At 41.6% G+C, this 23,528-nt stretch carries 22 protein-coding genes; 18 read left to right on the top strand and 4 right to left on the bottom strand.

The window, feature by feature from the left end; translation table 11 throughout:
• Positions 1 to 11: 11 nt before the first annotated feature.
• Both FZC78_RS03215 and FZC78_RS03210 read left to right on the top strand, forming a co-directional pair.
• Positions 12 to 995, top strand: coding sequence for an aldo/keto reductase (locus tag FZC78_RS03215; protein ID WP_148938237.1), 984 nt, complete (start codon positions 12 to 14; stop codon positions 993 to 995).
• A gap of 613 nt (positions 996 to 1,608) precedes the next feature.
• The gene (locus FZC78_RS03210) at positions 1,609 to 2,229 is read left to right on the top strand and encodes a polysaccharide deacetylase family protein (protein ID WP_148938236.1); all 621 of its coding nucleotides are present in this window, start codon (positions 1,609 to 1,611) and stop codon (positions 2,227 to 2,229) included.
• A gap of 13 nt (positions 2,230 to 2,242) precedes the next feature.
• On the opposite strand, the gene FZC78_RS03205 is transcribed toward FZC78_RS03210, so the two are convergent.
• Entirely contained in the window at positions 2,243 to 2,875 is a 633-nt protein-coding gene (locus tag FZC78_RS03205; RefSeq protein ID WP_252183485.1) for a YesL family protein, read from the bottom strand.
• Positions 2,876 to 3,024: 149 nt separating this feature from the next.
• On the opposite strand from FZC78_RS03205, the gene FZC78_RS03200 reads away from it, so the two are divergent.
• The 9 genes from FZC78_RS03200 (at position 3,025) to FZC78_RS03165 (ending at position 13,417) form a co-directional block, all read left to right on the top strand.
• Complete coding sequence (locus FZC78_RS03200) at positions 3,025 to 4,794, top strand: sensor histidine kinase (protein WP_148938235.1); 1,770 nt, start codon at positions 3,025 to 3,027, stop codon at positions 4,792 to 4,794.
• Positions 4,766 to 5,551 (top strand): response regulator transcription factor, encoded by a 786-nt coding sequence (locus FZC78_RS03195; protein ID WP_148938234.1) that lies wholly within the window; start codon positions 4,766 to 4,768, stop codon positions 5,549 to 5,551. The genes FZC78_RS03200 and FZC78_RS03195 overlap by 29 nt, the downstream gene beginning before the upstream one ends.
• A gap of 148 nt (positions 5,552 to 5,699) precedes the next feature.
• Entirely contained in the window at positions 5,700 to 6,965 is a 1,266-nt protein-coding gene (locus FZC78_RS03190; RefSeq protein ID WP_148938777.1) for an extracellular solute-binding protein, read from the top strand.
• A 285-nt stretch (positions 6,966 to 7,250) separates the two neighbouring features.
• Positions 7,251 to 8,129, top strand: coding sequence for a carbohydrate ABC transporter permease (locus tag FZC78_RS03185; RefSeq protein WP_148938233.1), 879 nt, complete (start codon positions 7,251 to 7,253; stop codon positions 8,127 to 8,129).
• A gap of 18 nt (positions 8,130 to 8,147) precedes the next feature.
• Positions 8,148 to 9,044: a carbohydrate ABC transporter permease gene (locus tag FZC78_RS03180; RefSeq protein WP_148938232.1), complete on the top strand. Its 897-nt coding sequence runs from the start codon at positions 8,148 to 8,150 to the stop codon at positions 9,042 to 9,044.
• A 226-nt stretch (positions 9,045 to 9,270) separates the two neighbouring features.
• Entirely contained in the window at positions 9,271 to 10,941 is a 1,671-nt protein-coding gene (locus FZC78_RS03175; RefSeq protein WP_148938231.1) for a hypothetical protein, read from the top strand.
• 1,141 nt (positions 10,942 to 12,082) lie between these two features.
• Entirely contained in the window at positions 12,083 to 12,613 is a 531-nt protein-coding gene (locus tag FZC78_RS03170) for a DUF5694 domain-containing protein (RefSeq protein ID WP_148938230.1), read from the top strand.
• A 4-nt stretch (positions 12,614 to 12,617) separates the two neighbouring features.
• Complete coding sequence (locus FZC78_RS24685; RefSeq protein ID WP_353733558.1) at positions 12,618 to 12,785, top strand: DUF5694 domain-containing protein; 168 nt, start codon at positions 12,618 to 12,620, stop codon at positions 12,783 to 12,785.
• Between the two features lie 104 nt (positions 12,786 to 12,889).
• A complete protein-coding gene (locus FZC78_RS03165) occupies positions 12,890 to 13,417 on the top strand; it encodes a DinB family protein (protein WP_148938229.1) in 528 nt (175 codons plus the stop codon).
• Positions 13,418 to 13,813: 396 nt separating this feature from the next.
• Here FZC78_RS03165 and FZC78_RS03160 read toward each other — a convergent pair whose 3' ends face one another.
• Positions 13,814 to 14,920, bottom strand: a complete 1,107-nt coding sequence (locus tag FZC78_RS03160; protein ID WP_148938776.1) for an endo-1,4-beta-xylanase — start codon at positions 14,918 to 14,920, stop codon at positions 13,814 to 13,816.
• 481 nt (positions 14,921 to 15,401) lie between these two features.
• On the opposite strand from FZC78_RS03160, the gene FZC78_RS03155 reads away from it, so the two are divergent.
• From FZC78_RS03155 to FZC78_RS03145, 3 genes are all read left to right on the top strand, one after another.
• On the top strand, positions 15,402 to 15,953 hold the full coding sequence (locus FZC78_RS03155) for a tyrosine-type recombinase/integrase (RefSeq protein WP_148938228.1): 552 nt from the start codon (positions 15,402 to 15,404) through the stop codon (positions 15,951 to 15,953).
• Positions 15,954 to 15,977: 24 nt separating this feature from the next.
• The gene (locus FZC78_RS03150) at positions 15,978 to 17,450 is read left to right on the top strand and encodes a potassium/proton antiporter (RefSeq protein ID WP_148938227.1); all 1,473 of its coding nucleotides are present in this window, start codon (positions 15,978 to 15,980) and stop codon (positions 17,448 to 17,450) included.
• A 76-nt stretch (positions 17,451 to 17,526) separates the two neighbouring features.
• A complete protein-coding gene (locus FZC78_RS03145) occupies positions 17,527 to 18,372 on the top strand; it encodes a YitT family protein (RefSeq protein WP_187444819.1) in 846 nt (281 codons plus the stop codon).
• Between the two features lie 235 nt (positions 18,373 to 18,607).
• On the opposite strand, the gene FZC78_RS03140 is transcribed toward FZC78_RS03145, so the two are convergent.
• Positions 18,608 to 19,051, bottom strand: a complete 444-nt coding sequence (locus FZC78_RS03140; protein WP_187444780.1) for a VanZ family protein — start codon at positions 19,049 to 19,051, stop codon at positions 18,608 to 18,610.
• Positions 19,052 to 19,541: 490 nt separating this feature from the next.
• On the opposite strand from FZC78_RS03140, the gene FZC78_RS03135 reads away from it, so the two are divergent.
• The 4 genes from FZC78_RS03135 to FZC78_RS03120 all read left to right on the top strand — a co-directional run bounded on the left by FZC78_RS03135 (position 19,542) and on the right by FZC78_RS03120 (position 22,542).
• Positions 19,542 to 19,817, top strand: a complete 276-nt coding sequence (locus FZC78_RS03135) for a hypothetical protein (protein WP_148938225.1) — start codon at positions 19,542 to 19,544, stop codon at positions 19,815 to 19,817.
• A gap of 876 nt (positions 19,818 to 20,693) precedes the next feature.
• Positions 20,694 to 21,308 (top strand): TetR/AcrR family transcriptional regulator, encoded by a 615-nt coding sequence (locus FZC78_RS03130; RefSeq protein WP_148938224.1) that lies wholly within the window; start codon positions 20,694 to 20,696, stop codon positions 21,306 to 21,308.
• Between the two features lie 44 nt (positions 21,309 to 21,352).
• Positions 21,353 to 21,763 carry a transcriptional regulator Spx gene (gene spx, locus FZC78_RS03125; RefSeq protein ID WP_148938223.1) on the top strand — a complete coding sequence of 137 codons (411 nt, stop codon included), beginning with the start codon at positions 21,353 to 21,355 and terminating at the stop codon, positions 21,761 to 21,763.
• 38 nt (positions 21,764 to 21,801) lie between these two features.
• A complete protein-coding gene (locus tag FZC78_RS03120; RefSeq protein ID WP_148938774.1) occupies positions 21,802 to 22,542 on the top strand; it encodes a GTP pyrophosphokinase in 741 nt (246 codons plus the stop codon).
• Between the two features lie 680 nt (positions 22,543 to 23,222).
• Here FZC78_RS03120 and FZC78_RS03115 read toward each other — a convergent pair.
• Positions 23,223 to 23,426 carry an ATPase gene (locus FZC78_RS03115; RefSeq protein WP_148938222.1) on the bottom strand — a complete coding sequence of 68 codons (204 nt, stop codon included), beginning with the start codon at positions 23,424 to 23,426 and terminating at the stop codon, positions 23,223 to 23,225.
• Between the last annotated feature and the right edge of the window lie 102 nt (positions 23,427 to 23,528).

Below are 23,528 nucleotides of genomic sequence, written 5' to 3'. Positions count from 1 at the left end.
GAGAATGTCAAATGAATTATCGTGAATTAGGAAATACAGGTATTAAGATCAGTGAGGTCAGCTTTGGAACATGGGCTATCGGGGGTTCATGGGGAAAAACCAGTGACGAAGAAGCGCTGAAGTCATTACATTACGCCATGGATCAAGGAGTAAACTTCTTTGATACCGCAGATGTATACGGAGACGGCCACAGTGAAGAGTTGTTGGCTAAAGCGACCAAGGGCAGAGAAAATGAGATCTATTTAGCAACAAAATTCTGCCGCCAAGGAGATATATTTGATCCTGCCAACTATAGCTATGAACAAGTGAAGTCTTATTGTGAAGCCAGCCTTCGCCGCCTTAACAGAGACACAATTGACCTCTATCAAATTCATTGCCCTGCAACCGAAATACTCAAGGATGGCAGCGTTTTTCAGGTGCTGGACCGTTTAAAAGAAGAAGGAAAAATCCGAAATTATGGAGTCAGTGTCGAAACGGTTGAAGAGGGGCTGATCAGCTTGCAGTATCCTGGCGTAAAGAGCCTCCAGATCATATTTAATATGTTCCGCCAAAAGCCGCTGGAAACCTTGATTCCACAAGCTCATCAAAATGGTGTCGGACTTCTCGTCAGACTTCCGCTTGCAAGCGGCCTGCTGACAGGTAAATTCGATTCATCCCATGTTTTTGAAKAGGACGACCACCGACGCTTCAACGAAAATGGAGAGGCTTTCAATGTCGGTGAAACTTTTGCCGGCCTGGGCTTCCGCAAAGGAGTGGAGCTGGCTGAGCAGCTAAAGTGGATTGCTGAAGATAGAAACTCAATGGCAAGTGCCGCCTTGCGCTGGATACTAGATCAAAAAGAGATTACTGCTGTCATCCCTGGGTTCAAAAATCAACAACAAGTTCAGGATAATTTGTCTGCTTTGGAGACCAAATCTTTCTCAGCAGATGAATTGAAGAAGATTGAAAGCTTTTATAAAGAGAGTGTGGAGGGGGCTATCCGGGGACCTTATTAATATCTAGGTCATTAAGCGGGTTCCTAGGTGCCCTGATGTAGTTGAATTTCTTTGAAAAGGTAACCAAACGGACCCATAGGTGCCAGGATGCAGTTAGATATTGATAAAAAGGTCACCAAGCAGATTCCTAGGTGCCCTGATGAAGTTCAATCTCCTTGAGAAGGTAACCAAGCGGGCTTCTAGTTACCATGGTGCAGGTGAGTAATCTTGGAAGGTCATCAAGCGGGACGCCAGATGGCCACACTCATTCGAAAATAATAAAGCGTTATCAAGAAAGCTTATTACACTCTCTTTACTGCATGAGTTTCCTTTTCTGACGGTTTGATGCTGTATAAACGCTCTCTTTACGGCATCAGATTCTTTTTCTAGCGGTTTAGTGCTGTATAAACGCACTCATTACAGCATAAGATTCTTTTTCTGTCGGTTTAATGCTGTTTAACACAGCCTTAACTGCATTAGATTCTTATAATAACGGTATTATGCTGTTTAAATAACAACACAAAATACAAGTTACCGACTAAGAGGTCTCCATCCAGTATAACAAAGCAAAAAGAAGCCATAAGCCCGCTGAGTTGAGATCCAAGATAACCCCATAAGAAAGGAGTTCCGCTCAATGCCTGCACTTATGATAAATAAAGTCCGCACCGACGAAAAAGTATTGGCAGTCACTTTTGACGACGGCCCGAACGCCGAATATACTCCACAGGTTTTAGAGATTTTACAGAAAGCCAATGCTAAAGCTACCTTTTATATGATCGGGGAACAGATGGAAAGGTGCCCCGAGCTGGTTAAGCGGGCTGCAGAACTAGGTCATGAGATCGGCAATCACACATATACCCACCCAAGAATGACTGAGTTATCACAGGAGGAATGCTTAACAGAGATAGAGCGGACAAAGAGTTTGATAGAAAGGCTGACAGGTGAAAAACCAGCTTCCTTTCGGCCGCCATTTCTGGACTATGACCATGTAACAGCAGCCGCTCTTCAAGAAAAAGGGTATTCCCATTTCATTGGAGCTGTAAATCTGGAAGCAAGAGATTGGGAACAGCCGGGAGCTAATCATATTTTAGAAGAAACACGTTCAGTTCTTTCTAACGGAGCTATACTCCTTTTCCATGATGGCTATGGTGATCGCTCTCAAACTTTAGAGGCCATAAGCCGGCTCATTCCCCAATTAATTGCAGAAGGCTGGAACCTGGTCACCATCAGTGAGTTACTGAAACTGGCAAAATAAAAAGGAAGCACAATCAGATTGACTGTGCTTCCTTTTGTTTCTTCTCGATTTTTTGAAAAGCAAGGTAACTGGCTGCCATAACGATGGCCCCTGTAAAACTTGCGCCAAAGAAGAGCAGAAGTGCGGGCAGTGCATTCATGACAAACAGTGTCGAAGCAGTCCCGACAAGAATCATGATATTTGGCAGCGGATTCAGCAGCATAATGAGAAATGCATTCTTAAAGACTTGCAAAAGGCCGATATTATAGTGAACATAAACTGGAATGGTATACAAGACGGTCATCGAAATGGCCAGGATGATCAAATAAAGGGGGATATGCACGACTTGAAGACCCTGACTTTCGTTCGCATTCATAAATTCCAGGTTCAGGTACATCAGCCCTACCAGGAGAAAAAAGATACCTCCCAGCAAATTACTTTTAAAAAACTCAGCTTTGTAGGTATTCCAGAAGAGAGGAAGGAGAGGGAATTCTGTTTCGCCCATCATCCACTTACGCAATACGGTAAACAGTGCAACGGTCGAGGGCAGGAGCCCAAAAAGAATCACTCCCAGTAAGGAGAAAGCAATCCATAAAAAATTTAAAAAGGCAAACTTCGTAATCCATTCTGTTAAGGAGTACAGTCCGCTCATCATTCGATTATTCATTAACAAATTCCCCTTTATGTCTGCGCTTTCACTTTACTAATTTAAGTATAAACCATATTTTGATTTTTAGGAATAGTATTAACCTTTCTGACGGGATGAGTTATAGTAAATTAAAAAACTATTAATTCGAGATAGTAGGCGATTGAACGATGTTTTCCAAATTAAAAAAATGGAATACCCTGCGTAATCAGCTGTCATTCGTATTTCTGGTTGTCATGGCAACCGTACTGGCGCTCGTCAGTGTGCTGACCTACAACCAAGTGTCTTCACTACTGAAATCAAACGCCGAAAAGCAGATCGATCAAACAGCAGTGGAAGCAAACGGAAGGCTGGAATCACTGTACAAGCAAATCAATACGGCGACCAAACTGGTCATGACCAACAATAATATTCAAAGAGTACTCTCCAGTGCTTACGAAGGAAAAACCATCGATTTCTATGAGCGGCAGGAATTGGGCGGAATCGTCAATACCATTCAAGCGAATACTGATGGGATCTTTGAATTTGAACTATACACTCGTAATATGAATCGGATCCTTCCGCTGGATGATTCAAGTCTGCTTTCCAGAATAGATAAAAAATGGATCATTGAAGCAGATAAAGCAAATGGAGGCCTTATCTGGCTGGGCGATGATCCCCGCAATACAGATAACTTTATGGCTTTAAGGCGTGTTAATTTGATAGGAAAGGGTTATGACAATGGAGGTTATCTCTTAATCAGTATCTACAGCAATTACCTTCAATTTGAAAATGAAACGGACCATACCAATCAATTTTCAATCCTCCTTGACAAAGACATGAATCCGATTCTCTCAAACTATGAAGGATCCCTTACTCCAATGATTGAAAATCCAACTGGCACCCTTTCACTGGATAACCAGGACTATATTATGACTAGGCAGACTTCCCATGTTACCGGCTGGACCCTGATCATTCTGACACCTGTCAAGGAACTGACGGCTGGTATCAATGTTCTGAGAATGGTCGTCATTATTTCGGGAGTCGCTGGATTTATCATATTCCTGGTAAGTTCTTTGTTCCTATCCTCCTTTATCACAAGACCTATTATAAAGTTGACAGAAACAATGCAGCAGGCCAGCGCCGGTTCCATGACAATGAATCCGAGTGTGACGACAGCCAATGAAATCAATGAGTTGAATAGTACATATAACCAGCTCGCTAAAGAGACAAACCATTTAATCAAAATGGTATATGAAAAAGAAATAACGAGGAGCAGAAGTGAATTAAAAGCTTTGCAAGCTCAAATCAACCCTCACTTTCTGTTTAATACGCTTGATGCCCTTAAATGGACTCTGGAGGAAAAGGATGAGGACGAGCTTGCGGAATTTGTCGTAGCAATGTCTGAGCTTTTCCGCTATACCATCACAAAACAGACAAATGGAGACTGGGTGACTATACACGAAGAAATACAGCATATAGAAAATTATATGGAAATTATGAAGATGCGCTTCGGTGATCATTTGAAATGGAACCTATCCATCGAGCCTCAATACCGGAATGTAAAAATTCCGAAACTGCTGATTCAGCCTCTGGTGGAAAATGCGGTGCTTCATGGGGCAGGAAATACAATGGATCCTTGCACCATTTCCATATCCGTTGAGCGTGCTGAAATAAATGGATATTTAATAGTCATGGTGGAAGATGATGGACCKGGAATCGGAACGGAAAAAATGATGGCGATCCAACAGGCAATGCGGTCTGGGGGCGTTCTTTCCAATCAATCAGGAAATGGGATGGCCATGACGAATGTTCAAAAAAGGCTGGAATTATATTACCCAACTCAGCTTAAAACCGGATTGGAAATCTCTAGTGAATTTGGAGAGGGGACGAAGGTGTGGTTTGTGATCCCCTTGAAAGGAGAAGACGAACATGCTGAAAACCATATTGATCGTAGATGATGAACCGAGAAGCCGCCAAGGTTTAATGAAATCGCTTGAAAAGTGGGCGGATGGACAGTACAACATCTTGACAGCTTCCAATGGCCAAGAGGCGATAGAGCTGATGAAAAGCAGCAGGGTCCATATATTGCTCACCGATATCCGGATGCCTGAAATAACGGGGCTGCAGTTAGTAAAAACGATAAAAGAGCAGCAAGTTGTACATCCTGTCATTATTGTAATATCAGCTTATTCAGAATTTGAGTACGCTCAGGAAGCCCTAAGGTCCGGTGTCATCAACTACCTTTTGAAACCAATCAGCAAGAAGGCGTTAATAGAGGCGGTCGAAGCAGCTGTACAAGCTGTTGAAAAGCAGGAGCGTGCTGAGACAATCGAGAAAGTGGTGGATAAAAAGCTTGTTCAGGCTGACTCCCAGAACCTGTCCACCCGTACTCCCATCAGGGAAGCTGTTGAGTACATCAATAAGCACTTGAAAAGCGAACTGACACAAAAGGAAGTAGCGGATCACGTCCATTTAAATCCCAGCTACCTTAGTGTCCTTTTCAAGGAGCATGTCAAGATGACCTTCAGCGAGTATGTCACCAGAAGGAGAATTCAAAGGGGAAAGGACCTGCTGATTTCAACGAAACTTCCCATCAATGAAATCGCAGAAGAGTCGGGCTACAAAACAGCTAAATATTTTATCAAGATCTTTAAGGAACAAGAAGGAATGACACCGAGTACCTACCGGAAAACCTATAATGAAACCGCTTTCTAAAAATAGTAGTATTTTTCCTAATCATAGTGACCTATTTTTCAGAACATTCACAATGTACACTAGAAATGTAAACAAAATACAAACAAGGTCAAAGGGGGATCTTACATTGTTCAAAAAGAAAGCGTTTGCAGTAATCGCCTCATCACTTATGGTTGCCTCGCTTGCACTTGCAGGGTGTTCATCTTCAAGTTCAACGGATGAAGCCAGTGCAGATGGCGAAAAAGTTATAAAATTCATGCATTTATGGCCTGAGGGAAGTTCCAATGCCCAGTTCTCCATCGTGAAAGATATCATCGGAGAATATGAAGCAGAACATGATGTGAAAATCGAAACAGAAATCCTCAACCCAGATCAATATAGAGAAAAGCTGAAAGTACTGGCTTCTTCCAATGAACTGCCGGATATCGGAATGACCTGGTCTGATGGATTCATCCAGCCATACGTGGAAGGCGAGATGCTTGCACCGCTGGATGATGTAACGACAGATGGCGTTGAATTTATTCCTGGTGTAAAAGAATCTTATGCAGTGGACGGCAAAACCTATGGCCTGCCGCTAGAACTCAATATCTCTTACGTATTTTACAATAAAGAAATCTTTGAGAAGCATAACCTGGAAGTACCTGAAACGTTCGAAGAGTATAAAAACGTTGTCAAAACACTGGCGGATAATGGCGTCGTTCCTACAACAGTCGGTGCAAAAGACGGATGGCCTGCATCTTTCTGGTTCATGTATATGGCTGATCGAATCGGCGGCCCGACGATCCTGACAGATGTCATCGATGGAAAAGCGAAGTTCGATGACCCGGCGATCAAGCAAGCTGCAGAAGAAATCCAGAACCTTGTGGATATGGGCGGCTTTGTTAAAGGGGCAAGCGCGTTATCCAATGATGATGCAAAAGGATACTTCATGAACGAACAGGCAGCAATGTTCCTGACAGCAACATGGGAACTGCCTAACTACACAACGAGCCCTGATGTAACTCAGGAGTTCAAAGATAAAATCGGCTACTTTAAGTTCCCAACTTATGAAGGCGGAAAAGGATCATCCATCGACAGTTATGTCGGCGGCCCTGGAGTTGGCTTATTCGTAGCAGAAGATTCAAAAGTTCAAGATGAAGCGAAAGACTTTGTCGGTTATCTTGTAAAGAGATGGGGAGAAAAGTCAGTGACAGATGCAGGCGTTATCCCTGCGACGAAGGTGGATACAGCAAGTCTTGATCTTGATCCAATGTACATTGAAATCCTGGATGACCTGGGTTCTGCTTCAAATGTTACGACTTACTTTGATACCCAATCCAGCCCTGCGGTATCTGAGCTGCACCATGACCTGGTAACAGCCCTGTTCGGAAAACAGATAACACCTGAAGAGTTCGTGAAACAGCATGCGGACGAAATTGCCAAAGAGCAGGAGTAATACACTCAGTGTAGAGGGCATATCCAATATGCCCTCTATTTTTTTCAAGCTCATTTGTACAGCTGTTTTCGTATTGATTGTTGCATTCGGAAATATCACAAGAGCCGGATTTTTCAACGTCTGTGAGAGTAGCTCTTTTGCCTCTTCCTTACCGATTTATTTTCGAAACCATATGAACCAGCACCAATGTTTACGGAAAAAACTTTCCGTAACAAGCATTAAATCGATTTCGTATAGCAGCAATGCATACGAAAGCAGCTTTTTAAAGAGAAGGGAGTATAGAAAATGAGAAGTGTCATGTCAAACAAATGGGTCATCAGCCTTTATGTTCTTCCTGCACTGGTCCTCATCCTTTTCCTGATTTATATACCGATTGTCCTGACAGGATATTACGGGTTGATGGATTGGAACGGAATCGGCCAAATGAAGTTTACAGGATTGGATAACTATATAGAGTTAGTACAGGATAAGATGTTTTGGAAAAGCACCTGGCATTCGATCCTGCTTGGGTTGTTCTCCACTTTAAGCCTGGTCGGCTACCTGATTTTATCCTTGATTCTTGCCAGTAAAATTAAAGGAGCCAATTTCTTCAGAAAAATCTATCTGATTCCAATGCTGCTTTCTTCTGTAGCTATCGGCCAGCTTTGGGCAAAAATATTCGATCCGTCCAACGGAATGTTAAATCGATTCCTTACATTAATCGGTTTCGAAAATCCGCCGCTGTGGCTGGCAGATCCAAACATTGTGCTATTTGCCTTATTCCTTCCAATCGTCTGGCAATATGCCGGATTCTATATCATCATCTTTTATGCAGCTTTAAAGAATGTACCGGAAGAATTGGTGGAAGCGGCGAAAATAGATGGGGCGACTCCCATCCAGATTGCTTATAAAATCAAGGTGCCATTGATTTCAGGTGTTATCAAAGTCATGGTCATCCTTGCCATCGTCGGCTCATTGAAGTATTTTGATTTAATTTTCATTCTGACAGGCGGCGGTCCGAATGGTGCCTCCGAAGTAATGGCCTCTTATATGTACAAGGAAGCCTTCAGCAAATATAACTTCGGTTACGGAAGTGCGATTGGCTTCGGACTTCTGATTATCAGTCTCGGCTTAACATTTATCATCCAAAAATTGCTGACATCTAAAAATGAAGTCGAATATTAAGAGAGGGGCGAGAACAAGATGAGTAAAGCAGCAGTAGAGACACAACAGCAGCCGGCACTTCCGGCTTCTTATAACACCAACAAATCATTAGGCAAAAGAATCGGGTTCGGTATACTTTACATCGTTTTGGGGATCATCGGGATCATCCAAATCTACCCGCTGGTCTGGCTGTTCATGTTTTCATTGAAAACGAATCAAGAGGTGTTCGGGATGTCCCCGTTCGCGCTGCCTCAGGATCCGCAATGGGGCAACTATGTTAAAGCCTGGACAACCGGAAACATCGATACCTACTTTTTCAACAGTGTTTTCTATACAGTAGCGGCAGTTGTTTTGACGGTTATCCTCGCAAGCTTTGTGACTTTTGCAGTGACAAGGATGCACTGGAAATTGAGCGGAGTCGTACTTGGTTTATTCATGGCAGGTTATATGATTCCGCTTCATTCGACACTCATTCCATTATTCAATATATTTAAGTCCGTGAACCTGATTGACAACCCGGTATCCATCATTATCTCGTATGTAGCATTCAACCTGCCGATTACGATTATGATTCTAACAGGGTTCTACAAAGCCCTGCCGCGTGAAATTGAGGAAGCTGCTGTCATGGACGGCTGCTCCATTCACCGCATCTTTTTCCAGATCACGCTGCCTATGACAGTACCCGTGCTGTCCACTACAGTGATCATCAACATGATTTATAACTGGAACGAATTTGTTTTTGTCCAAACCTTCATGAGTTCTGACAGGTGGAAAACCATCACGGTCGGGGTGAATAACTTCGTCGGACAGTATCTGACTGATTGGGGTGCGATAGGGGCAACACTGATGATCAGCATCATTCCTGTATTGATCGCCTACTTCATCCTGAGCGACAAGATCGTAGAAGGAATTGCAGCAGGTTCAGTAAAAGGGTAATATGTTTCTAAAAACCGAGTCTAATCCATTGAGGATTGGCTCGGTTTTTTGATGAATTAAAGAGTTTCGAGAGAGAGGCGGTATCCCTTCTTCTCTTCTAAAACAGCGCCCTTATTAGTTATTACTATACATATGACCAAGCCATCCATGTTGTGTTTCATATACTGGTAGAGTAGAACCCTTCTTACAGCGGGTTTAATTAATAGAAGGAAAGGGGTTTTTAACTATGGCCATTTATGATTCAGGGCCGATACCAAATATTGACGGAGCAGGAAACAGGATCGCACGGGAGCTTGTTGTCCGGGTACAGAATACAGGGACTGGTAATCTTCCTGCCAATGTTTTAATAGAAGTTTACAGAATTACTGAGCCAAATGCACAAGGGTATGCTCAGCAGATAATTTATGCGCAGAACCTGGCAGAATTGCAGGAATTCGGAACTCCGGTGATGGGCACGGGTCCGGTCTTTGTCCTGCCGGTTTCACTCAACAGCCCTTTAATTCCGGCGTTTGGGGTTAGGATAATGACTTCACCAGACCCGGGGGGAGGAAGCCAAATAACGGCTACCATTTTTACGGAAAATGATTTAGGAGAATTAGTGCTGATTCAGCGCGTTCTCCCTGGAGACTTCGGCACTCCTGTCAATCCTGCTTTGGAGGCGGTGAATGCTGCCCAGACGCCTGCGGGAATACGTGCAGCAATTGAAGACCCTCTGCTTGGTTTAGATCTTACAGAGTACGACCCCTTAACGGAAGATCAAAAAAATCAGATAGCCGATATCCTGCTGGAAAACCGTCCGGTATTTGGTTATGAAAGTGTAGAGGAAGTTCAGGCAGCATTGGATACTGCCATTGGACAGGTAGTTGTGGATCCAGACAATATTTACGTGGAAGCCGGGGCTTCAGGAGGGGATGGAAGCAGGGCCAATCCGTTTGGCACGATTGAGGAAGGGATCACCGCTGTGAATCCAGGCGGAACCGTTCATATCTTGAGTGGAATGTATGAAATAGCTGCGCTGATTGTTGTGGATCAATCGTTAACCCTCCAAGGAGAAGGAGATACACAGCCTCAAGTCATTTTCAATCCAGCAAGTACTGTCGACGGATTGGTGATAGAAGCAGACGATGTGACAGTGGACAATCTGTACTTGATCAGTAATAGAACGCTGACAGGTTCAAATGCTGTGGTCAGTGTGCCTCTAAGGTCTTTAGATAATTTGTACAGAAATATAACGATATCAAATTCCACTATCGAAGGTACTGTGAGAAGCGCCTATATTTTTGCAGAGAACATCACTTTTGATAATAATCTGTTCATTCATAATGCTATCAATACTCAGAGCCTGCGTTTTCAAGTGTTACGGGGAACAACGAATGTAACAAATAATACCTTTCAAGGAAACAGCACCAGTGTCGGGGCAATTATTATTGAACCAAACCTTGTTTCCTATAATGTTTCTGGAACCATCAATATCATCGGCAATACAATGACAAGTTTCAATCAGTTTGTCAATTTTTACACTTTTCTTGAAGCGGCAACGAGTCTGATCATTAGGGAAAATGTTATCGATCACCAGACTAACTCAGGAAGCTCCATCATCTTAACGACAAGGGTGGATTATACACTTCTTGAGGAGTTGCTGATAGAAGATAATTTCTTTATCAACAATGATTCAGAAAGGCTGGCTGTATATTTCGCAGCAGGTGGAGGAGGAAGTAACCTGCCAGCAGTCGGTCAAATTCAGGTATATGATAATACCTTTAATTTCCCAAATGGCTATGGCCAGCGTCCGGGTGATGTAGTCGATCCGGTTTTTCCAGTCGGATTCAACCAGGCAGCGGATCTTCTTGGGATGACTTTGGCGAGGTTCGACTTGCAGGGAAATGTGAATGTTTGATCTATTACGAAGGAGCGGGCCATTATAGTGGCGGCTCCTTTTTTATATTGTATTGTAGAGAAGACTATTACAGCGTTCCCAATTTACAGAATAAAAGGAGCAAGCCCAAACTTGACTGCTCAACGAAAGATTAAAAGGGAGTGATATATACATAGGTTACACTTCATCCTGCCTAATGGTAAAATAAGTAATAAGTTTGCATAGGTAGGCTCTATATCGATTGCCGTTGGAACCACCGACAGACTATTATGATGAGCGAGTTAAGAAATAAATTAATATAAATCTGTGGAAAATGTCTCCAGTTATCATCCTGGACTTCCTCCTAGAGTTATAATAGAAGACAGACTATGAATAATAACCTCTATGTCCTAATCACCATACTATAATCTGAGTTTGACTTTTTAGTAGGGTGTTTATCCTTTAATCACCATACTATAATCTGAGTTTGACTTTTTAGTAGGGTGTTTATCCTTTAATCACCATACTATAATCTGAATTTGGCTTTTTAGTAGGGTGTTTATCCTCTAATCACCATACTATAATCTAATTTTGGCTTTTTGGTAGGGTGTTTATCCTTTAATCACCATACTATAATCTAATTTTGGCTTTTTGGTAGGGTGTTTATCCTTTAATCACCATACTATAATCTAATTTAGGCTTTTTGGTAGGGTGTTTATCCTTTAATCACCATACTATAATCTGAGTTTGACTTTTTAGTAGGGTGTTTATCCTCTAATCATCATGCTATAAGCTGAGTTAGGCGTTTTAGCATGGTGTTTCTCCCATAGAAGAACTCAGTGTTTGTAGTCACTATCCCAAATGATGAACTATTCAGGACGGGTGAAGCCGCAGGACTTTTAACGGCATCCCGTTTTTGAACTGACCATACAAGGGGAAAACAAAGACTATGGTTGCAGAAATGAAGGAGGCGGGAGGTTCAAGAGGACATACTTCATACACATGCATTGTAACACCCAGCGTTACCTCATGATTAATCAAAAGTCAGTTAGCCCCTTACCAAATACAGACGGGTTATCAATTATCTATCTAGTAAGATTCTTTAATGGCAGGACAGGAATCTGCATAGGCTCGAGCGGGGGCACACTCGCTAATTTTTATTTTATAGAAAGAAGGGGAGAGAATGATCAAAAAGGAAATCATCCTGATGGGCACCTTTCATATGGAGCAGTATGAAGCTAATTTAATTATAGAGAAAGAAAAAGAAATTATGGAGATGGTCGGGGAATTAGTTAGGTTACAACCTACAAAGGTAGCTTTAGAGTGGGATAGGGACTTAGAGACCAAGCTTCAAGAGAGGTACAGCCAATGCAAAGGACAATACTCACAGCATGAAATGGAACAGATCGGCTTCAGGGCTGCCAAGGCTTTAGGCCATAAAGAAGTGCATGTAGTGGATGGGGAAGGCACCCTTACTCAAGAAGATATGACAGATTTATTTAGAAGTATTGAACAAGGATATCCTGTAATAAGGGAAAAGATACAAGCTGTAAGAGAACGTACACCCTCCATTAATAAGAAAATAAGAATGATGGATTCTTATAAAGCACTTAACAGCTGCAACGCCATTAAAGAGATAGAAAGGCTGTATCTCTCTTTTGCCTTAGTGGAGGATCCAAAGGGCAGAAACATCGGCATGGAATTTTCTTACTAAATGGATGGAAAGGGAATACAAGATTTATAAGAATATTTCCGAGGTGCCAGCATCGGAAGGCGATGAACGAATTCTTCTGCTGATTGGCAGCGATCATTTATGGATGCTGAAGACATTATTTGAGGGAAGCGGGTGGAGAGTACTGCTGCCTTTTTCAAAAAAGGAGCAATAACTGTATCTATTATTAGTATACCATTCAGATTAGAAAAATATTAGTCTATTAATTCAGAAATATCCTGCTATTCTTAGAAATGGACTAATAAGGAGGTTGAGGAAATGATTGATTACCGAATTCGGAGCAATGGCGGCTTTACAGAAAAAATGGGCGAGCTTGTATGTATGCTTGAGCATACAAGGGCTGTCACGCTGGAGGAAATAAAAGAATTAAAACAGTGGGACCTGGACTTCCGAGTGGATGAAAGCTCCAACTCAATAGGTGCGCTGCTGCATCATATTGCTTCTATAGAATTTGTTCATGGAATCATTTCATTCCATGGGCGGGACCTTAATGATGTTGAACTAAACAAATGGCGGACAGCACTGGAACTTGGGGAGCAAGCCAGAAAAACAATTCAAAAGCAGCCAATAGAATACTACATAAATCAATTATCTGAAGTAAGGAAGAGTACACTTTCTCAGCTGCAGAAGCTCAATGATGATTGGCTGGCGGAAGAAAACAAATGGGGAAATGGGGTTCCTTATAATAACTACTACCTTTGGTTTCATGTCATGGAAGATGAAATCAATCATCGGGGGCAAATCAGGACTATTAAACGTCAGCTCATGGATAAGAAGCAGAATTGAGCAGAGAATTATTAGCGGATATAAAAAATATACTCATCCGAGTTTTTTGCTGAGGACAAGCTCAACCAAACGATAAAAGCCTTATCTATAAAAGACCTCTACTCAGCTCTCCGTAGAAAGTGAGTTGAGGTCTTTTTACCCTAGGCTGTTTTCGTAGATATTGTTGCTTTCGGAAAAATCCCAAGAGCCGGATTTTTCCCCGGATACTAAGAGTTTTGACTCTAAACGGGAGTAGCAGCTCTTTTCTTTTCGGTGTTACCAGAATTCATCTCCGTAATAGGGTTATTTTTCGAAATTAGTATAGAATAGCGAGCCTTACCCTAACAGAATAAAAGGGAAGACCGCCTTTTTTCTCATTGGCCTGTCGGGGCTGATCTAGGCCCTTGCGCTTTTTAATTAATCCATAATCGACCAATACGCCGGCTTCACATTATAATCCGGATCAAATACAAATGGAGCATCTTTTCCTATACCATCATTATACTCTTTTGCCCGGTCATCCAGCCAAGTATGGTTGTCGGCCACTCCCCAGAACGTCACGTTACTGATTTTGTCTCCGAGTCTTTCATATAGTTCAAAAAGGGCGTCGTAACGTTCAGCTTGCGTCATAAAAACTTCTTCTGGAATGTCATTATAAGTAGGATAGGCAGGTCTTGGCGGCCAGCCATAAAGACTGACATCCAGTTCAGTTATCTGGTTGTCAAGGCCCAGATCGGCAAACATATTAATAGACTCCTCGGTTTCTTGAAGGGAAGGCCAGCCTAATTGGATGTGAGATTGATGGCCAACTCCATCTATCGGTACACCCTGTTCTAAAAGGTCTTTTACTAGGTTATATAAATGATCCCTTTTTGGAGTGACTTCTGTATTGTAGTCATTGATATATAGTTTTGCGTCCTTAGCTGCGAATCGATCGGCTGTCTCAAATGCAACCTTTATAAACTCATCTCCAGTGATCTGATACCAAGCTGATTCTCTCAATCCTCTCTCATTTTGTGGAGAATCATCGATTGCTTCATTCACGACATCCCAGGACTTAATATCATGCTTATATCGTTTGACGATGGTTTTTATATGTGTCTCCAAACGTTTTAAGAGCAGCTTTTTGTTTTTCTTGCGCTGTTTGAGATCAGTCTCTTCTACCATTTTCTTTCCTTGCTTATCCAGGAAGAACCAATCAGGAACCTGACTTTGCCATACAAGGGTATGGAATCGCAGCTCCATGTCATTTTCTTTTGCGAACGCTACGATTTTGTCAGCTTCAGTAAAATTAAATTTTCCTTCTTCGGGCTGGATATTGATCGGCTTCATTACATTTTCAGCCACAATGCTGTTGAAATGCTGTTTCAATACTTCTGCATCGATTTGATTCAGCTGAGTGGGTTCTACTGCTGCGCCAACATTAAAAGAGTTCTCATACCTTTCAGCAATGGAAGGAGCCGAGATAGCACTTATAGAGGATTCTTTTAATGTGCCGGCAGATGCAGGCAACGCGGCGGGCATCAGTAAAGTCAAAGCTACTCCAGTGATAAGGGTGGGCGAATTTTTTTGAACATACAAAATCTCCTTTTAAAAATATATTTTATTAGTCAGTGGTGAAAATTTATTAAACAACATAACCTCCTCATCAATTAGTAAAACAGGAGAATGAGTGAAACCATAAGCTGTTAATGTAAGCGCATTCCTGTTAACGGTATTATACAGTTTGTTTATACGTTGAATAAACTATGTTTTTATAAAATTCTAAAAATGATAGGATAGAACCAGGTAAGTTGAATTACTTTTTATGGTAACAGAGCTGATTCTGCTCTTTTCTTAGGTGAAAGAAACCAGGGAGTTTTCTGAAGTAAGCATTCGTGCTTTTAGAAGCGGTCAAGCTACTCGCTGTATCGATGTTCTATTCTGACAATTCCAAGCATATTTGTTTTATGATGTTACATAAATCCCGTATAATCTATATTAAGTAACATTACGGAGGTCTTCAATGGAATTTGTAGAGCCGATCAGGAAGATTGATGATATATATAAGATGAAAAAGATTCTGTATGAGCAATCTAAAAGGGACTATCTATTTTTCGTTTTGGGTGTGAATACTGGCATGAGAATCAGCGATCTACTCCAGTTAAGGGTAAAGGAGGTCTGGGATCAAGAAAATGCGAGAGAGTTTTTCACCCCTTGTGAAAATGGGAATTCATATTATTTAAACTATGTCGTTAGATCGGCCTTGTTTGATTACCTGACCCAAACCTCCTTGAGAAGGGAAGATTTTTTGTTTAAATCTAAAAAAAATGAATTCCCGATTACCCGCCAGCAGGCTTACCGGATCATTAACAAGGCTGCTCAGGAGGCAGGGGTGGAAGGGAAGATCGGCACCCACACCCTCAGAAAAACATTCGGTTATCACGCTTATAGAAAAGGCATAGCTCTGTCCATCCTCCAAAAGATATTCAATCATTCTACTCCTTCAGAAACCTTGAAATATATCGGGATTGACATTCATACCGAAGAACCAATCAAGGTTGACGTTAATCTTTAAGCCAGCGAGGTGCAGTAAGTATTCATGGAAAATTCTATAATCAGTTCAGACTACTTTATTTTGATGACAGCTCTGTTATTGGTAACAGGTGTCATCACAACAAAATTTTCTACAAGACTCGGTGTTCCGGCACTTGTCCTCTTTATCCTGGTAGGCATGCTGGCAGGAAGTGACGGGTTGGGCCTTATATACTTTGACAACGCTAAATTGACACAGCTCATTGGTATTCTCGCTTTGGTAATGATCTTGTTTGAAGGGGGCCTGCAGACAAAGATATCCACCGTTAAATCTGTCGCCAAGCCTGCCTTATCACTTGCTACTCTTGGTGTACTCATCACGACTTCAGTCGTCGCAGTGGCAGCGAAGCTTATATTAGGAGTTTCCTGGCTTGAAGGATTCCTCTTTGGTGCCATTGTCGGTTCGACAGATGCGGCTGCCGTTTTTGCCGTGCTCAAAGGGCAAAATGTTAAAGGGGAGCTGGGGTCCACACTGGAGGTTGAATCCGGAACCAATGACCCGATGGCCGTTTTTTTAACGATATCATTCATTGAATTATTGACGGTGAAAAACCCCTCGTATCCTTTAATTATCGGTTCGTTTTTCTGGCAGATGGGGCTGGGGTTGGCTTTAGGAATCCTCTTCGGAAAATTGGCGACCCGCTCAATTAATAGAATCAACCTTGATTCGAGCGGGCTGTATCCTGTATATGCCATGGCCTTTGCACTGCTGGCTTACAGTATCACCGATTTGTTCAACGCCAGCGGCCTTTTAGCCGTATATGTAGCAGCCATGCTGATTGGCAACTCGGAACTAACGTATAAGCACTCTATATTCAAGTTCAACGAAGGCTTTGCCTGGATGATGCAAATACTTATGTTCGTTATCCTTGGATTATTGGTGTTTCCATCTCAGCTCTTTACGTGGGATGTTGCCTTGAAAGGAGTGCTGCTGTCTGCAATCTTAATCTTGTTAGCCAGGCCGGCAGCCGTATTTCTGTCTTTAGTCAAATCGAATTTCGATATAAAAGATAAGGTTTTCCTGTCCTGGGCAGGGTTAAGGGGAGCAGTCCCGATTGTACTGGCCACTTTTCCATTGATTGCCGGAATTGACAACTCTCCAATGATTTTCAATGTCGTATTCTTCGTTGTTCTAACCTCGGCGTTGATTCAAGGCTCGACCATATCCATTTTTGCTGAAAAACTTGGCTTAACCGGTCCGAAAAAAGTAGATCCAGTCCATTCTCTTGAATTGGTTTCGATCGGCAGGGCCAATGCTGAAATCATGGAAGTCGAAGTCAATGAAGAAACCCCTATTCTTGGTAAAAGTCTAATTGAGATTGTTTTTCCAAAGGACGTCCTGATTAACGCCATCATACGCGGAAGTGAATTAGTTACACCTTACGGGGAAACAATCATTGAAAAAGGAGACATCCTATATATCCTTGTATCGAGAAGCAGCAAGAGGGATTTAAAGAAAATGCTGAATGTAGAAGATTAAAAGATGGGGGGAGAACGGATTGAATGATGAGGCGATAAAGGAGCAGATAAAATCCGAACTGCAGCAACATCAAAAAATGAGTACAAAGAAGATTTTTAAGCGGGCGTTTTTCGTCTTGCTGGGTGCCATTATGATGGCATTGGGAATCGAGGTATTCCTCGTGCCCAACATGATCATGGATGGAGGAATTGTCGGTATTTCCATCATCTTATACAACCTGACAGGCATAAGGCTGGGTGTATTCATTTTCCTGTTGAACATCCCATTTTTCTTTTTAGGCTATAAACAAATTGGAAAGACATTTGCAGTTTCCACGGTGTTTGGGATTTCAATTTTATCTCTGGCAACGAATTACCTGCATACTGTCGCGGCATTTACTTCGGATATGCTGCTTGCTACTGTGTTCGGCGGAATTGTTCTTGGAGCGGGAGTAGGGCTTGTCATCCGGTATGGAGGAGCCCTGGATGGGAGCGAAATCCTAGCGATTCTTTTGAATAAAAGGTTTCCCTTTTCCGTTGGGGAATTCATCATGCTGTTTAACGTATTCATCTTTGCCTGGGGAGGATTCGTCCTCGGCTGGGACCGAGCCATGTATTCTGTGCTTGCTTATGTGATTGCCTTCAAGACCATCGACATTGTCATTGATGGATTTGATGAGTCAAAATCAGCCTGGATCATCAGTGACAAGGACAGAGAAATTGGAGATGCCATACTGGCACGGCTGGGCCGCGGAGTTACCTATCTGAAAGGCGAAGGCGGTTATTCCGGAGACGATAAAAAGGTGATTTTCTGTATCGTGACCCGCCTGGAAGAAGCCAAGCTCAAATCGATTGTAGAAGAGATGGACCCGACCGCATTCCTGGCGGTTGCGGATATCAATGAAGTCCGGGGCGGCAGGTTTAAGAAGAGGGATATTCATTAAATGTATCGAAAAAACCCGTCAGAGTGACGGGTTTTTTAGTTGGCAGCTTTTTTGAAAGGCTCTTTTCGTAACCTTTGTTTCTATTTAAAATGAATTTTGTGAAACCCCCTCCATTTAATAGGGAATATCCTGGTAAGCAAGAAAGAAAAGAGCTACTCCCTCCGTCTGAAAGGAAAAACCTTAGTATCCGTGGGGGGGGGATCCGGTTCTTAGGTTTTCCCGAAAGCAACAATATTTACGAAAACAGCCTTTTGAAAAGAATATTGTAAAAAAGGTATCCCGTCATTGCTCCGCTAATATTCAATATAGTATCATCTATATCCATAACTCCCAGCCGGGTCACATATTGCAGCACTTCAATAAGGATACTTAGCGCAAAAGAAAATAACACAACAGATTTTAACGTCTGCATATTCTTAAAAACAATAGGAAGAAGCAACCCCATTGGCAGAAATAAGAGCAAAGGGCCGAACGTACTATAAAACCAGGTATCAAGGTTGAAGCGTTCTTTTTCTGAAATATACATTCTAAGACTATCAAAAGGAATAAAGTTACTCTTTCCACTCTCTAAAGAAACGATTCTTAGATTATGGACGTCAATGCCGATAAAACTGACAATGATTACGATAATAAAATAGATGAAAAACAAACTGCACCCTATTCTTTGGCTGACTTTCATCTGCATCACCTCTTATTCTTAGAATCTATATGACTGTTAGGACAGGAGTATGCGGTGCTTAGGGTGCTTTCTTAAATTGAGAGCCTGCAAGCACACTATTTTTATGAAAAGAGGTCACCAGGCATTTCTCAGATATCCAAGAATCAAAAAAAGAGAATCTCAAGAAATCTTCTAGTGACCCAAAGCTCCCGTGATAATAGGAAAAAGTACTCAAAAAGGGGTATTAAACAAAAAACCTTTTAGAGAGATCTTGAAACTTATTACTTTTCTCATCCGTATGAAGGGTATACAGAAAAGATCCTCATAGTGAAGGATTCTTCGGATATACCCTTAGAGGGTATTTGACGGAATCATAGGCATCTGAGGAGCTGCCAAACACAGAAAGTTGAAGGATGTTACTGACATTTCCTGGGGGTAAAGAAAGCGACTGAAGCTCAGTTGCCGATCTGCCAACTCTGGAAAAACAGAGATGATGATGGGAGGGAGGAATATGGATATTAGTATCGGAATGTACTTGATGATGACTGCCTCACATTTAATTCAAGTATCGTTGGTTATGGCTATTTTTTCTTCCATTTATATCAAAAACAAAAGAAATGGGTACATAAGTTTAGCTGTTATAGCCTTCTTGTACAGTGTTCAGTTACATAGGGGCTTTACGGTAGCGCCAATAGTAGGCATAACCTTTTTGATCATCATGATTGGAATGGGAATTGTCTCATTTTTAGTTATTCGGAGGAAGAAAAACGCCCAGTTAGGTAACTAGTTTGGTTAGGGCCCGTCAATTGGCGGGTCTTTTTTTGAGGAAGCTATACTAGCGGGATAATGAAAAAATCAAAAGTATCGGGACTTGGCCGATAAGTGTCACTCAGGATGCTCACGAGAGACACAAGAACTTCTTTTTGAGCCTTCAGGTGTCACTCAGGAAACTCCCGAAGGACACCAGAGCTCCAATTTTGGGCTTCAGGTGTTACTCAGGATTCTCCCGAGAGACACCAAAACACCATTTTGAGCCTTCAGGTGTCACTCAGGAACCTCCAGAAGGACACCAGAGCTCCAATTTTGGCCTTCAGGTGTCACTCAGGATGCTCACGAGAGACACCAAAGCTCCAATTTTGGCCTTCAGGTGTCACTCAGGATTCTCCCGAGAGACACTAAAACACCATTTTGAGCCTTCAGGTGTCACTCAGGAACCTCCCGAAGGACACCAGAGCTCCAATTTTGGCCTTCAGGTGTCACTCAGGATTCTCCCGAGAGACACCAAAACACCTTTTTGAGCCTTCAGGTGTCACTCAGGAACCTCCCGAAGGACACCAGAGCTCCAATTTTGGCCTTCAGGTGTCACTCAGGATGCTTACGAGAGACACCAAAACACCTTTTTGAGCCTTTAGGTGTCACTCAGGATCCTCACGAGGGACCCCAGAGACTCATTTTCGTCCATCAGGTGTCACTCAGGAAACTCCCGAGAGACACCAAAGCTCAAATTTCGGCCTTCAGGTGTCACTCAGGATCTCTCTCTTAAGAAATTCCCGAGGGAACCAGAGACTCAAATTTATTGTCATGAGATTGACATGTGACAACGTGTCATATAAAATGAAGATATCAAAAAGTGACACTATGTCACATTCGTGGAGTGAGCCTATTGCCAAAGTTAACATTCTTTAATCTCCCAGAAAACAAAAGAAAAGTGCTGATTGATGCTGCGGAAAATGAATTTGCAAGAGTTCCTCTCCATGAGGCTTCCATTGCAAATATAGTTAAATCTGCGGGTATACCAAGGGGAAGCTTTTATCAATACTTTGAGAATAAGGACGATCTTTATTTCTATTTATTAGACGAAAAGTTGAAAGAAGGAAAAGAGCACTTTCTAACGATGTTGGAGGTACATAATGGTGATATTATCGAAGCTGTCATCGATATGCATCATAATTTCCTGATTATGATGCCGGATGAAGAGGAAGAAAATTTTATAAAAAATGCATTGCTCTATGCTACTCATAAAGTGGAGAATTCCTTCAGGTATATGATTGATTCCACTCATGATCACGAGCATTTCAAAAAGATGTTGGAACTAGTGAATAAAGAATTAGTGAACGTTCGGAAGGACACTGAATTGGTCCCTGTATTGCAAATCATTGCAGCCATAGCTTTCCACAATTTAATTGATAAGTTATCTAGAAAACTATCCGATGAAGAGGCCATTAAACATTTTAGAGTTCAAATGGAACTGATTAAGAACGGGATTTATCAAAGGTAATATCACTTTCGCCAAAGTGAAATTAGATGATAGGGGAGAGGCAGATGACGGTTACAGTTTATGGACGCAGCTGCAGTTCAACAAGGAAAGCTAAGCAGTGGCTGAAAGAGAACGGGATTCCTTATGTGGAGAGGAATATTATCCAAGACCCTATTACCATTGGAGAACTTCATTCAATTTTACGTATAACAGAAAACGGAACAGATGAAATAATGGCAGTTAAATCACAAACGTATCAAGAAATGAATGCTAACTTAGAAGACTTATCTTTGCATGAGTTGATTGAGTACATTAATAAGTATCCAAAACTGCTTAAGAGTCCCATCATTGTGGATGAAAAGAGACTGCAGGCTGGATACAGTGAGGATATCCGCCAATTTCTCCCTAGAAAGACCCGCTTGAAATGGAGGATGAATCATTTAGCCTTTAACAGACTAGGTGATGTAACGAATTGACTGAAGAGAAACAGACATATGGAAAGGATCTTGCCGTAATGAATTCTACTGAAACGCTTACTATAAAAAAAGAAACACTGGATAGACTACGTAAGGAAATCACTCGATTTAGCATGGTATATAAGTTTGCTTTAGATGAAGTAAATACGAAAGTGAATATATTGAAAGAAGAGTTCCGCTTAATACATGATTACAATCCGATTGAGCATGTGAACTCACGTGTCAAATCGCCGGATAGCCTTTACAGAAAGCTGCAAAGAAAGAAACTTGCACCTTCTATTACAAGCATCCAGGAGAGTATTAAAGATATAGCAGGTATACGAATTATTTGTTCATTCGTGTCAGATATCTACCGTATCAGCGAAATGATACAGGCCCAGTCGGATATTGAAGTCGTTGAAGTTAAAGATTACATCCAGCACCCAAAGCCAAATGGGTATCAAAGCTTGCATATCATCATGAAGATTCCGGTGTTCATGTCAGACCGCATTGAACATGTATATGTCGAAATGCAAATTCGCACGATTGCCATGGACTTTTGGGCGAGCCTTGAGCACAAAATTTATTACAAGTACAACAAACAAGTTCCGGAGCATTTAACAAGACAATTGAAGGAAGCTGCCAATACTGTTGCTGAGCTCGATTTGAAGATGGAAACAATTAATAATGAGATCAATATTCTAAAAGAACAGAACTCATCAGATACTCCAGAAGAGCTGCTGATCGATCCCAGAGAAATCATGCTTCAGATGGTGGGCAAAGGAATGCTTAAAGAATAGGGTTCCAGTTGTTGCACATCACTAGGTAAGAAGCGAAGAAATTAAATGAAGATAGTGTGCCTGGTTTTCGGTTCGTTGAGGGGAAGGGCTGGCACAGAGTAATAAAGTTAAATAGTAGTAAAAAAGAACAATTCATTAGAAAAGCCCTTTCTAATGGATTGTTCTTTTTTACTATCTTGCTTTGCCTGTGTACCTGGAGGATTAGGCTTTACAAGGAAAGCGTTTGTCTTAAGTATCAAGGCTTAAAAATAAGGGGAGATTTTCCCGCTAATGGCAATTTCTAAGCTCGTTTTGGAGTAAATAGAGGGAGTTTTTCCCCTTAACCGAAGAAATAGCAGCTGCATTCAAGTGATTTACGTAAATAAGGGGAATTTCTCCCTCTATTTAAGCTGTTTTTCCATTCATTTAAGGAAATAAGGGGGATTTTTCCCTCTATTCAAGAGGGTGGATTGGTTTGGATAATCATTTTGGAAAAAAGCCTCAAAGGAGAGAATTTACTGGTTTTTTGACTCTGAATCCTCCGTTTACCGGCAGAGTTTCGGTCAATATATATATATATATATATATATATATATATATTTAATTGATTCACAACAAAGTTTATCCAATGAGGCCTAGGTAAGAACCTGATAAGGCTGAATTTGTATCACTTAGTTGACCCATTGTCCCCGTGACCGCTTTCATGCCCTTCTTTCCTTCCTTTTCAAAATCCATTGACTAATCAAACATGCAGCAAATCCCGCAGCGATCGGCAGCAGTGCTATCTCAGTATTAGAGAATGAAAGTTTGAATGTAAGTATTTTAATCTTCGCCAGGTACCCAATAAGGTAGAGTGAAATCATCGTTCCAAATGATACATACATGGGAATCCATTCAGGTTTCATTTTCTGTCACTCCAGTTCTTTTCTAAAAATTTTCCTTCCTTTTCTTCGAGGAAGAAATGAAGTCTGATTCTATTTATATTACAATATTAAGGAATATAGGTA

Origin of the sequence: Rossellomorea vietnamensis (genome assembly GCF_008180415.1) — a bacterium.
Taxonomy (GTDB): Bacteria; Bacillota; Bacilli; order Bacillales; family Bacillaceae_B; genus Rossellomorea; species Rossellomorea vietnamensis_C.
This window is presented reverse-complemented; position numbering and strand designations above follow the sequence as displayed.